Source organism: Alteribacillus sp. HJP-4 (genome assembly GCF_042139015.1).
In the GTDB taxonomy this organism is placed as follows: domain Bacteria; phylum Bacillota; class Bacilli; order Bacillales; family Marinococcaceae; genus JBHIKY01.
Window position 1 is genome coordinate 51,268 of sequence record NZ_JBHIKY010000016.1, and the last position, 12,270, is coordinate 63,537.

General features: G+C 41.5%; 10 protein-coding genes and 1 pseudogene. 6 read left to right on the top strand and 5 right to left on the bottom strand.

Annotated elements, in window-relative coordinates; translation table 11 throughout:
* Positions 1 to 2: 2 nt before the first annotated feature.
* From ACE4RR_RS14725 to ACE4RR_RS14750, 6 genes are all read left to right on the top strand, one after another.
* Positions 3 to 971: an ABC transporter ATP-binding protein gene (locus ACE4RR_RS14725; protein ID WP_375536189.1), complete on the top strand. Its 969-nt coding sequence runs from the start codon at positions 3 to 5 to the stop codon at positions 969 to 971.
* A complete protein-coding gene (locus tag ACE4RR_RS14730; RefSeq protein ID WP_375536190.1) occupies positions 972 to 2,504 on the top strand; it encodes an ABC transporter permease/substrate-binding protein in 1,533 nt (510 codons plus the stop codon).
* A gap of 16 nt (positions 2,505 to 2,520) precedes the next feature.
* Complete coding sequence (locus ACE4RR_RS14735) at positions 2,521 to 2,937, top strand: CoA-binding protein (RefSeq protein ID WP_375536191.1); 417 nt, start codon at positions 2,521 to 2,523, stop codon at positions 2,935 to 2,937.
* 209 nt (positions 2,938 to 3,146) lie between these two features.
* Positions 3,147 to 5,120, top strand: coding sequence for a DNA topoisomerase IV subunit B (gene parE / locus ACE4RR_RS14740; protein ID WP_375536192.1), 1,974 nt, complete (start codon positions 3,147 to 3,149; stop codon positions 5,118 to 5,120).
* The gene (gene parC, locus ACE4RR_RS14745; RefSeq protein WP_375536193.1) at positions 5,120 to 7,597 is read left to right on the top strand and encodes a DNA topoisomerase IV subunit A; all 2,478 of its coding nucleotides are present in this window, start codon (positions 5,120 to 5,122) and stop codon (positions 7,595 to 7,597) included. Before parE ends, parC begins: the two co-directional genes overlap by 1 nt.
* Positions 7,598 to 7,723: 126 nt before the next feature.
* Positions 7,724 to 8,221, top strand: a complete 498-nt coding sequence (locus ACE4RR_RS14750; RefSeq protein ID WP_375536194.1) for a metal-dependent hydrolase — start codon at positions 7,724 to 7,726, stop codon at positions 8,219 to 8,221.
* Between the two features lie 365 nt (positions 8,222 to 8,586).
* Here ACE4RR_RS14750 and ACE4RR_RS14755 read toward each other — a convergent pair whose 3' ends face one another.
* The 5 genes and pseudogenes from ACE4RR_RS14755 to ACE4RR_RS14775 all read right to left on the bottom strand — a co-directional run bounded on the left by ACE4RR_RS14755 (position 8,587) and on the right by ACE4RR_RS14775 (position 12,244).
* Positions 8,587 to 10,173 carry a sodium:solute symporter family protein gene (locus tag ACE4RR_RS14755; RefSeq protein WP_375536195.1) on the bottom strand — a complete coding sequence of 529 codons (1,587 nt, stop codon included), beginning with the start codon at positions 10,171 to 10,173 and terminating at the stop codon, positions 8,587 to 8,589.
* Between the two features lie 5 nt (positions 10,174 to 10,178).
* Entirely contained in the window at positions 10,179 to 10,328 is a 150-nt protein-coding gene (locus tag ACE4RR_RS14760) for a hypothetical protein (RefSeq protein WP_375536196.1), read from the bottom strand.
* A 35-nt stretch (positions 10,329 to 10,363) separates the two neighbouring features.
* Positions 10,364 to 10,981, bottom strand: coding sequence for a ketopantoate reductase family protein (locus tag ACE4RR_RS14765; protein WP_375536222.1), 618 nt, complete (start codon positions 10,979 to 10,981; stop codon positions 10,364 to 10,366).
* 69 nt (positions 10,982 to 11,050) lie between these two features.
* A pseudogene (locus ACE4RR_RS14770) lies at positions 11,051 to 11,402 on the bottom strand (ketopantoate reductase family protein); the annotation flags it as partial.
* Complete coding sequence (locus ACE4RR_RS14775; protein WP_375536197.1) at positions 11,399 to 12,244, bottom strand: beta-keto acid cleavage family enzyme; 846 nt, start codon at positions 12,242 to 12,244, stop codon at positions 11,399 to 11,401. The pseudogene ACE4RR_RS14770 and the gene ACE4RR_RS14775, both read right to left, overlap by 4 nt.
* Between the last annotated feature and the right edge of the window lie 26 nt (positions 12,245 to 12,270).

A 12,270-nucleotide genomic window follows, 5' to 3' on the forward strand; every position in this document is an offset into this window, starting at 1 on the left:
CTATGATCTCATTCCAACAAGTCTCAAAGAAATTCAAGGATGGAACACTAGCTGTAAACAATATCGATTTTACCATCGAAAAAGGGGAACTATTTGTTCTTATCGGTCCTAGCGGTTGTGGAAAAACGACCACTTTAAAAATGATAAACCGGCTTGAAGAGCCGACAGGAGGTAATATTTCCCGAGAAGGTAAGTATTTAAAGGATTGGAATGTGCAGGAGCTCCGCTGGAAGACAGGATATGTTCTACAGCAGATCGCACTTTTTCCAACTATGAATATTGAAGAAAATATTGCCGTAGTGCCGGAGCTCCAAAAATGGAGCAGGGACAAAATAAAGCAGCGAGTAAACGAACTTCTCCATATGGTTGGACTCGAACCGGAAGTTTACAAAACGAGGGTGCCTTCCGAGCTTTCAGGAGGCCAGCAGCAGCGCATCGGAGTAATCCGTGCCCTTGCGGCAGATCCTGACGTGGTTATTATGGATGAACCATTCAGTGCCCTCGATCCACTCAGCCGGGAACAGCTTCAAAAAGATATCCGCAGGCTTCAGACAGATATCAAAAAAACGATTGTGTTTGTCACTCACGATATAGATGAGGCTCTTGCTCTTGGTGACCGCATTTGTATTATGAAAGAAGGAGAAGTAGTTCAGATCGGCACGCCTCAGGAAATTACCACTTCTCCGGAAAACGACTTTGTCAAAGACTTTATCGGGGATCGGCGGAGCGCATGGGATGTTCCTGTCAAAGATATTCTATCCGATGACCGGGCTGAAGAAAGAGACATAGCGGAAGGTGTGACTGTGCATTCGAATCTTCCTCTGAGAGATGCAGTTCCTTATTTTGATCAAACAGAAAAACAGGCTCTAAAGATTGTAGATGACGAAAAAGTCATCGGGGTGCTCAGCTATAAAGATATCGTTCTTTTTATGCAGAAAGACCAGGCTGCTAAAGAAAAGGAGCGTATCTAAATGAGCATTTTTTCAGAAGTAGCGAGCATGTTTATTGAGCGCCAGGATCAATTTTGGAATTTAATGTGGGAGCATATCTACATGTCAGTGCTGTCTTTGCTTTGTGCTGTGTTAATTGCTGTTCCGCTCGGTATTATGCTATCACGCAAACAAAAAATAGCAGAACCGGTCATTGGTGTAGCAGCCGTGCTGCAAACTATACCCAGCCTGGCCCTTCTTGGATTTATGATTTTATTATTAAATCAAATCGGTACTGTTCCTGCAGTGGTTGCCCTTACGGCATACGCTTTGCTGCCTGTTCTTCGCAATACATATACCGGTATTAAAGGTGTGGATCCTTCGTTGATTGAAGCTGCAACAGGAATGGGCATGTCCTCCATGCAGCGTCTGCAGAAAATTGAACTTCCAATGGCTATGCCTGTCATCATGGCTGGTGTCCGCACTTCGATGGTACTTATTGTCGGAACAGCTACTCTTGCTGCACTGATCAGCGCGGGGGGACTCGGTGATTTTATCATGACAGGAATTGACCGGGCTAATAATGCTTACATTCTTCTCGGGGCGATACCTGCTGCACTGCTTGCTCTCTTTTTTGATTTTATTTTACGAATGATGGAAAAACAATCGCAGGGAAAATCCATTACGCCGATTATGGTAGTGCTCGGTATTTCTCTTGCCATTGTATTTACTCCGCTTGTAACTGCAAGCCAGCAGACAGAGCTGGTCGTAGGAGGAAAAGTTGGCGCAGAACCGGAAATTATTGCAAACATGTATAAACATCTGATTGAAGAGGAAACAGATATTAGTGTTGCGGTTGACTCGGGGATGGGAAGCACTGATGTCGCCTTTAATGCCCTTCGCTCTGATGAAGTCGATATGTATCTCGAGTTCACGGGCACAGCGCTTGTAGAGCTGTTGAATCAAGAAGCGGAACCAGGAAGCAGTGAAGCAGATGTCTATGAAGAAACCAGAGCAGGTATGAGCGAGGAGCACAATATGGCACTTCTTGAGCCGATGCAATTTAATAACACGTATGCACTGGCAATGAATGAGGACCTGGCTGAAGAATTAGAAGTGCAGACAATTTCAGATGCAGCATCTGAAGCCGATAATCTGGTTGCCGGCTTCACATTTGAATTTGCCGACCGGAGCGACGGCTATAAAGGAATGAGTGATGTCTATGATTTTACATTTGATACAGTAGAAACAATGGAGCCCGGGCTGCGCACGAGAGCAGTGCAGACTGGAGATGTCGATGTGATTGATGCATACGCAACAGATGCAGATATTGTAGAGTTTGACTTAACATTATTAGAGGATGATCAGGATTTCTTCCCGCCATATCAAGGCGCTCCTCTTCTGAAAGAGGAGACCTTAGAGGAGTATCCAGAGATTGAAGATATCCTCAATCAACTTGGCGGCGAAATTTCTGATGAAGAGATGCAGGACATGAACTATATGGTAGACTATAAAGATGCAGACCCTTCCGAAGTTGCAGAGGACTATTTGACAGAAAACGGATTTCTCGAATGATAAAGGAGGCACACACATGACTACTATTAAAAATCCAAGCCAGGAAGAAATTAAAGATATTTTGAACAGAAGCAGACGAATTGCGGTGGTTGGGCTTTCTAATAATCCAGAGCGCACTTCCTATCAGGTGAGCAAGGTTATGCAGGAAGCAGGCTATGAAATTCTGCCGGTGAACCCGACAATCAAAGAAGCGCTGGGCCAGCCAGCATATGCATCATTGACAGAAATCGAAGGACCGGTGGATATCATTAATGTATTTCGACGCAGTGAGCATTTACCAGAAGTCGCAGAGGAAGCAGCCGGATTGGACTGCGAAGTTTTCTGGGCTCAGCTTGGTCTCTCAAATGAGAAAGCCTATGAGACAGCAAATGGGGCAGGAATGACAGTAATTATGGATAAATGTATTAAAGTTGAATATCAAAGGATAAAATAATAGAAAAAGCTGGAGCGCTCCTAAAAATGAGCGCTCCTTTTTCATAAAGAATAACTTGGTTTAGTATAAAAATTTCTTGGCTTTTTGAAAGAAGCAGGTAAAATGAGGAGTATATTGAACCTTACTTATCAATATGAAACATACGTTCCAATATGTTATGTTATAGTATAGATTATGTTTGGTTGAGTTTCAGAAAGGAGCAAGAGCCATTGTCGCAGAAACAAGCCTTTGATTACAATGATGATGCCATCCAGGTGCTGGAAGGTCTTGACGCTGTTCGCAAACGACCGGGGATGTATATTGGAAGCACGGATTCCCGCGGCCTCCATCACCTGGTATTCGAAATATTAGATAATGCTGTAGATGAGGCCTTGGCAGGGTTTGGAAATACGATTGACGTTATTCTTCACAAGGATCACAGTGTGACCGTTTCCGATCAAGGCAGGGGTATTCCAACCGGAACGCACCGAACTGGAAAATCAACAGCTGAAGTAATTTTCACTGTTCTTCACGCCGGAGGCAAGTTCGGGCAGGGAGGTTATTCTACCAGTGGAGGCCTGCACGGGGTCGGTGCTTCTGTTGTTAATGCACTTTCCGAATGGCTGACAGTGACCATCCACCGGGACGGCAGTGTATATACCCAGGAGTTTGCTAATGGGGGCAAACCTATTACGGACTTAAAACAGCAGGGAAAGACAAAACGCACCGGCACAACGATTCATTTCAAACCAGATCCGGAAATATTCAGCACTACGTCGTACCAATTTGATATATTGTCGGAACGGCTGAAAGAAGCTGCCTTTTTATTAAATGGGGTAGCCATCCGGCTTAGAGATGAACGTTCAACAGATAAGATTGAAGAAGTTTATGCGTATGATACCGGAATTAAAGCATTTGTCGAGTACTTGAATGAAGATAAAGAAGTGCTGCACCCAGTCGTGTATTTCGAAGGTAAAAACAACGACATCGAAGTAGAGATTGCGTTTCAATTTAATGATGCCTATACAGAAAACGTCCTCTCCTTTGTTAACAACGTTCGAACGAAAGATGGAGGAACACACGAATCAGGTGCAAAAACAGCGCTTACCAGGGCAGTGAATGAGTACGCAAGGAAAATGAGTCTTCTCAAGGATAAAGAGAAAAACCTGGACGGCTCTGATATCCGTGAAGGATTTACAGGCGTTATCTCCATCCGGATACCAGAGGATCTCCTACAATTTGAGGGGCAGACTAAAGGTAAACTCGGCACCACAGAAGCCCGCTCTGCAGTCGATCAGGTCGTCTCCGATAAACTGACCTATTTCTTTGAAGAAAACCCGACCATCAGCTCAATGCTTATCAAAAAAGCAATTAAAGCTTCGCAGGCACGAGAAGCAGCCCGCAAAGCACGCGAGGAAGCAAGAAGTGGAAAGAAGAACCGTAAAAAAGACGCTCTTTTAAGCGGAAAGCTGACTCCCGCACAATCGAAAAACCCGGAGCGAAACGAGCTTTATCTTGTAGAAGGCGATTCTGCCGGAGGGTCGGCGAAACAAGGGAGAGACCGTAAGTTTCAGGCGGTACTGCCGCTGCGTGGAAAAGTGATAAATACGGAAAAAGCAAAGCTCGATGATATCATGAAAAACGAAGAGATCCGTACAATTATTTATGCACTGGGAGCAGGCGTCGGTGCTGATTTCACGATTGCTGACCGTAACTACGATAAGGTCGTCATCATGACAGATGCTGATACAGACGGCGCTCATATTCAGGTACTGCTGCTTACCTTTTTTTACCGCTATATGCGGCCTCTTGTAGAAGCAGGCAAGATTTATATTGCACTGCCGCCATTATATAAGGTAAGCAAAGGAACCGGGGCAAAGCAAAAAGTTGAATACGCCTGGGATGAGGATGGCCAAAAGGATGCTATAAAAAAAGTTGGGAGGGGATATTCAATCCAGCGTTATAAAGGTCTGGGGGAAATGGATGCGACCCAGCTCTGGGAAACGACGATGAACCCGGAGACACGCACCCTTATCCGTGTTACTGTGGATGATTTAGCGAGAGCGGATAAACGCGTGACTACCTTGATGGGCGATAAAGTGGAGCCTCGCAGAAAATGGATTGAATCTCACGTTGCGTTCGGACTTGAGGAAGAATCTAACATCCTCGACAACGAAAACCTTCATACCGAGGAGGGCCAATAGTGGCAGAAGCAGAGAAATATCTTGATTTACCATTAGAAGAAGTACTCGGCGACAGATTCGGCCGTTACAGCAAATATATCATTCAGGAAAGAGCCCTCCCGGATGCGAGAGATGGCTTAAAGCCCGTACAGCGCCGGATATTATATGCAATGCTGCAGGACGGTAATACTTCTGACAAGCCGTATCGAAAGGCAGCAAAAACTGTCGGTAACGTTATCGGCAACTACCATCCCCATGGTGATTCATCTGTATATGAAGCGATGGTCCGAATGAGTCAGCAATGGAAAGTACGCAATCTGCTGGTGGAGATGCACGGAAACAATGGCTCCATCGATGGAGACCCGCCAGCCGCCATGCGTTATACCGAAACTAGATTATCACCAATTGCTGCAGAATTATTGAAAGATATAGAAAAAAACACCGTAGAGCATATTTTAAATTTTGACGATACGATAGAAGAGCCGGTCGTCCTGCCGGCAATGTATCCAAATCTCTTAGTCAACGGATCTACCGGCATATCATCCGGGTATGCCACTGATATTCCTCCTCATCATCTTGGAGAAGTTATAGAGTCTGTCATGATGCAGATTGATAAGCCTGACTGCACGGTCGATCAATTAATGACTGTCATAAAAGGCCCTGATTTCCCAACGGGAGGAATTATTCAAGGAACCGACGGTATAAAAAAAGCTTATGAAAGCGGCAAAGGAAAAATCATTGTTCGTGCCAAAACAGAAATTGAAACGATCCGCGGCGGAAAGAAACAAATCGTTATAACTGAAATTCCTTATGATATCGTAAAATCGAATCTCGTCAAAAAAATGGATGAAATTCGTTTTGATAAAAAAGTAGAAGGAATTGCAGAGGTTCGTGATGATACTGACCGTACAGGCCTTCGAATTGTAGTAGAGCTGAAAAAAGAAGCTGACCCTGACAGCATCATCAATTACTTATATAAAACGACGGATCTGCAGGTGTCATATAATTTCAATATGGTGGCTATTCATAATAAGACCCCCCAGCTGCTTGGAATTAAGCAGATGTTAGATGCCTATATCAACCACCAAAAAGAAGTAGTCCTTAACCGCACTCGATATAATTTGAATAAAGCTGAAACAAGACAACATATCGTAGAAGGACTAATCAAAGCGATTTCCATTCTAGATGAAGTTATTGCTGAAATCCGTGCTTCAAAAGACAAAAAAGATGCAAAGGATAACTTAATTTCGTCCTTCGGCTTCACCGATGAGCAGGCAGAAGCGATCGTTAATTTACAGCTGTATCGTTTAACAAACACGGATATCACAACGCTGGAAAAAGAAGCAGATGAACTAAAAAAAGAAATTGAACGCCTTAAGGAAATTCTTGGCAGCGAAAAGAAGCTTATTCAAGTAATAAAGGCCGAATTAAAACGTATTAAAAAAACTTACAATGACGAACGACGCACTGTTATTGAAGATAAAATTGAAGAATTGAAAATTAATATGGAAGTAATGATTCCTGCGGAAGATGTCATTGTCACAGCAACAAAAGAAGGCTATGTGAAACGGACAAGCACCCGCTCTTATACTGCGTCGAATACCGAGCCGCCGGGGATGAAAGAAACCGATAATTTATTGTTCTTTCAGGAGATGAATACTACGGATACACTCCTGCTTTTTACAAAAAAAGGACAGTATCTTTACATGCCGGTGCATCAAATGGCGGATATCCGCTGGAAAGATAACGGTCAGCATATCGGAAATATTGTGCAGCTTGAGGCAGATGACAGTTTAATTAAAGCGATACCCGTACGTGAATTTACAGAAAATAAATACCTAATATTTTTCACTAAAAACGGCATGGTGAAAAAAACGGCACTCTCTGAATACAAAGCTCAGAGATATTCGAGAGCAATGATGGCTGTGAAGATAAAAGAACAGGATGAACTAAGAAACGTAGAAGTTACTGATGGAAATCAAGAAATTTTTCTTGCTACAGAAATGGGGTACGGACTGCGTTTTTCAGAAGAAGAAGCAGCTCCAATTGGACAGCGTGCCGCCGGTGTAAAAGGAATTAATTTAAAGGACGGCGATTCATTAGTAAACGGTATTGTATATTCTCCGGAGGAGAAAACAAACGTTCTTATCGCTACACAGCGCGGAGCAGTTAAAAAAATGCCGCTTAAAGAAGTAGATGTGAGCAGCAGGGCAAAGAGGGGGCTGCAAATACTGCGGCAATTAAAATCTAATCCTCACCGTATAATCGGATTGGTAAAACTTTCAGGAACTGAGGAAACAACGATTGAGATGTATACTGACAAGCACAACCAGATAAGTGAACCAACCAGGGCATTACGCGAGAATGATCGATACAGCAATGGATCATTTGTAGTTGACACGAAAGAGAATGGTGCAGTTATTGACATCTGGAAAACGGTAAACTTTAAAAAAGAAAATCAGAAATCAAAAGTGAATGGTAACCAAGAAGGCCAGTGACCTTTAACAAAATGCCCGGAGCGGTGAAGGCTCCGGGTGTACCTATGAAGAAAACTTTATATAATTGCTGGAAGTTAACCATACATATATTATGTAAACTAATAACGGAAGAGAAGGGTGGACCTTATGAATGCAGGAACACATTTAATAGGTGCAGCGGCTGCAGGCACAGCATTGTTTGCTGTTTCACCACCGGATTTTGCACTTTGGAGCCCGAATGGAGCGTTTTTTTCTGCATCCGTACTGGGCGGAGGTTTGCTGCCGGACATATGCCAGCCGACATCGTGGCTCGGAAGAAGATTACGTATAATATCCACGCTGATTAGAACGATTTTAGGCCACCGAACATTTACACATAGTTTATTGTTTTTATTATTGATCTATTTAACGACCGGATTATGGCAGGGAAATGCCGGCAGTGCTGTTCAACTGGGATTAACGTTAGGAGCAGCAAGCCATATATTACTTGATATGCTTACTGTCAGAGGCGTGCGTTTATTGTTTCCTGTAAGAATAAACGTTAGATTTCCACTTACAACTACGACAGGATCCGTATTCGGAGAAGGGGTAATTGCTATTTCGCTATTAGTGTGGGTGATTTATTTTACGGCGAATATGGTTTAAATATATACACAGCACTCGATGCCCAAGTGAAGAATACACTTGGGATTTTATTAAATTTCGAGGTTAAAAATCATTTTTGTCTCATTATCTTAAGTTTACTTAGTATTTGAGACTATTTAATATTTTCGAATTTAACTTCTTATAATATATATTATGTTAACTTATTTATTTTTTCATACTCAGCTGTGCTGATCTGGTATTCATCGACTATCCCCCCTCTCTTTTTCAATTATAAATTTGCAGACTTTTCCTCTTGCAGCCCGCGTGATCTCCCATAAGCGACAATTTCCAGTCGTTCTGCGGGAGATCTCGTCAGGGCCACTGGATCAGCAGGACTCTTGCACCTGGTAATGCTTTTCAAACTTTTAATTAAAATCAATTAATTCGGTATTGAATTCATGCATTTTTTTATCTTCATCATTAATTACGACTGTGTCACTTTTGTTTTGCACATTATCGATTGTAAGCTTTGTAGATTTGCTGACCTCCGCTTCAAAATAGGACTCATATGCTTCGACAGGTGATTTCTTGGTAAAGAATACTGTTAGTAATACTCCAATTAAAGAAGCGGCTAATGCTATTAAGATTGGGTTGGTTGCCCCTGCAATATGAGCTGCAATATAAGAAAAAAATCCAACAAGCATCGATACATATGCTCCAGCTCTATTCATGCGTTTCCAATAAAGCCCTAAGATAACTACTGCAAAAAATACTGCACCAAACCCTCCATAAACATAAGTGTATCCCATTGCTAAGAACCAAGGTGGCGTGATAGCGCTAATTACTGCAATTACAGCGATTATAAACATACCTACTCTTAGATTCATATTAAATTTCTTTTCACTAAGTTTTTTTTGTGAAAATACATTTAAGTAAACGTCGTAGTATACGGAAGTCGCACAATGTAATAGCATCGAATTTGCAGAAGAGACCGCTGCTGCGCATAATGCTACCAGGGTCAATGCTCCAACTAAAGGCGGGGTGTACTCCTGTATAATTACCGGGATAATATAGTCTGTGGACTGATCTGCAGGAAGGCTGGGTATCAATGTCTTTGCACCAAGTCCCATGATGATTAACGGTATAAAGATTGCAGTTAATACGATTACTGATCCCATAATCTGCATGACAGCCACTTTGATATTTTTTGGGGCCAGCATTCTTGTAACCCAGTGTGGGGAAACGATGGAACCAACGGCGTTAGACATAAATATCGCAAATAAGGCGCCTAATCCAAATGTTCCAACTGGAGAAATCATTGATCCTTCTGGGATTTCATCTCCTCCGATATTCGTTGGACTGGTAGTAGCGGAAATATTGTTTACTATATTATCCCAACCGCCTGTGGCAGCAAGCACCGTCCCTCCCCCTAAAATAATACCTACAAGGATTAGTGTTGTATTTAACGTATCTGTTGCTGCAACCGACCAAAACCCTCCGATACTTGTGAAAATCAAGAATATTAAAAATGCGAATATGGCATATTTATAATCTATTCCTGTAATCGTAGAGAATACAATCCCAAAGCCAACCACCTGTAAATGAACAAATAAAAAATATCCAATAAACATGATGGCTCCAACAATCGTCCTTAAATGACTGACCTTTCTAAAGGGTTCAAATCTTAGATGAATGTATTCAGGAAAAGTACGCGCTGGAGTTGCCGGCCTTCTAATCTTGTATGCTACTATTGGAATGAGAGATGTAGCCAAAAACCACCCCGCCACCCAGCCAATGATAGCTGAGACCCCATTACTATACAGATAACCCGGCACCCCCATTACTGAAGCAACGCTGACCCAGGTAGCTGTTGTAGTTCCAATACCTAACATGAGCCCCATACGGTGGCCGCCTGTGGTAAAGTCAGACATTGATTCAGCTTGTCGTAAACTTCTTATTGAGGTCCATATAATAAAGGCAACATAAAAGCCAAAAACTATTAAATATATCATGTCAATTAATCCTCTCCTTTTTGCTCGTATTTAAATAATCTTCCTGTCGCCCCCCAACGTTTAACCCCGTGTTTTTCAATCCGATAACACAAATATGTACCAAATACCATTGAAAAAATAATAATAACTAACCAGAGTAACAACGCAATAACCATGATTTACACCGCCTTTAAAATATTAATAGTGAGTTTTATTTGTATGCGCTTACATTATTGTTTATAAACGCTTGAAATTTAACGATATTTTCTTTAAAATCAGGTGACTTTTTCATTTTTTCTGCTTCTTGGACCAGTTGACAAACCAATTCATTAAAAGGTGTTCTCACATTCGTTTGCTTTCCTTTTTTTACAATATGTCCATTGATATAGTTAACTTCAGTCTTTCTCCCCTTTTCTAAGTCCTGTAACATACTTGCTTTTAAATTTGAGTGCGGCCCCCAGACTTCACTGTAAAATTCAATTTTGTTAGAAATATCTTCCTGATTTTTTAACTCTAAAGATTCGAAATCCTTCCCCTGCATAATTTCTAATTGAAGGTGATGGGAATGAGCGACTTTGATCGTCTCATCTGCAATATTAGCTACACTTTTCATAGCAACTTTATTACTCAACACATCTCCAAAACTACAACCGAGAGCGGCAGACATGCCGCTAAATGTAGCGTTCATTAGTAATTTTGACCATCTTACCCCCTGTATGTTTGATGTGATTTCACAATTACCGACAGCATCTAAGATTTTTTTTATATTTTTTATCCGTTCTGTAACTTCTCCATTTAGTTCCCCTACGTCAAAGGCATATTTCTTCATAATATGAAATTCTGTTGTTAATTCAGAAACACCTGGCCCAGCCCAGGTGGCTCCAAAGCCTACAGCTCCGCCAACGGTTCTGTTTTTTCCTACAATAGAAGCTACATTTTCTTCTGGCACGCCGTTTTGAAGTGTACAAATTATGCTTTCCTTATGAAGAAATGGAAGTTAAAGAATCTTGAGTGAAAACTTGCTTTGTAAGCAAAAAGATAATATCATAAACGTCATTTAAATCGTTAGGATGTTTAGCTGTGACAGGAATCGTCGTATTTAAAAAACCGGTAAGTTTCGCTCCGTTTTGATTTAATGCATCTATATTTTCCTGATTAATATCTATTAAATCAACGTTATACCCATCTTTCTTTATTAATGAACCAATAATTATCCCCAAAGATCCGGCCCCTAGAATTGCAATTTTCATGATCTTTCTCCTATCGTATTCTTGGTATTTGTTTGCAGCTTTAACATTTCTCGAGCCTCATCAGGAGTAGCAATTTCTCTCCCTAACGTTCTTGCCAATTCAACAATACGTGTCACAAACTGGGCATTGGTTGTTGCTAATTCACCTTTTCGAAAATATACACTATCCTCCATCCCCACTCTTACATGGCCGCCTAGTAAAATACTCATCGTATTAATTGCTAATTGATCTTTACTTGCACCAATTGCTGACCAGGTAGAATCTTTCGGAATACTATCCACCATATACATTAAATTTCTTGGTGTTGCAGGCATCCCGCCTGCCACTCCTAAAACAAACTGAAAATGGAAAGGCTCATCCAACAATCCTTTTTTGGCTATGCGTAAAGCATTATGAATCATACCTACATCAAAAACTTCGATTTCTGGTTTTATTCTGCGCAGTTGAGTTCGGGAAGCGAGTTCTTCTAAAAAACCTGGGGGATTATGAAATACACTCGAACCAAAGTTCATTGATCCGGCATCAAATGTGGCCATTTCCGGGTTTAAATCACATACTTTAAGACGCTCTTCTTCTGACGTTTCCAATCCACCGGCCGTAGTTAAATTTAATATGATATCACATTTCTCTTGTACGCGATCAATTACTTCCTGATACACTTTCAGATCCATTGTATTTTCACCCATTAAATCTTTCACATGCACATGACCAATCGCTGCTCCAGCTTTCCATGATTCATAAATAGATTCTGCGATTTCTTTTGGTGTTAATGGAACGTAGGGAGTATGTTTTCGCGTGGTCTGTGCTCCAGTGGGAGCCACTGTGATAATTAATTTTTCCATATTTATCTCCTCCACTTTCAAAAGAT

What these genes read in the sequence shown, in the direction of transcription:
- ACE4RR_RS14725 (WP_375536189.1), top strand. Translation starts at nt 3, where the DNA reads ATGATCTCATTCCAACAAGTCTCAAAGAAATTCAAGGATGGAACACTA.
- ACE4RR_RS14730 (WP_375536190.1), top strand. Translation starts at nt 972, where the DNA reads ATGAGCATTTTTTCAGAAGTAGCGAGCATGTTTATTGAGCGCCAGGAT.
- ACE4RR_RS14735 (WP_375536191.1), top strand. Translation starts at nt 2,521, where the DNA reads ATGACTACTATTAAAAATCCAAGCCAGGAAGAAATTAAAGATATTTTG.
- ACE4RR_RS14750 (WP_375536194.1), top strand. Translation starts at nt 7,724, where the DNA reads ATGAATGCAGGAACACATTTAATAGGTGCAGCGGCTGCAGGCACAGCA.
- ACE4RR_RS14755 (WP_375536195.1), bottom strand. Translation starts at nt 10,173, where the DNA reads ATGATATATTTAATAGTTTTTGGCTTTTATGTTGCCTTTATTATATGG.
- ACE4RR_RS14760 (WP_375536196.1), bottom strand. Translation starts at nt 10,328, where the DNA reads ATGGTTATTGCGTTGTTACTCTGGTTAGTTATTATTATTTTTTCAATG.
- ACE4RR_RS14765 (WP_375536222.1), bottom strand. Translation starts at nt 10,981, where the DNA reads ATGAAGAAATATGCCTTTGACGTAGGGGAACTAAATGGAGAAGTTACA.
- ACE4RR_RS14775 (WP_375536197.1), bottom strand. Translation starts at nt 12,244, where the DNA reads ATGGAAAAATTAATTATCACAGTGGCTCCCACTGGAGCACAGACCACG.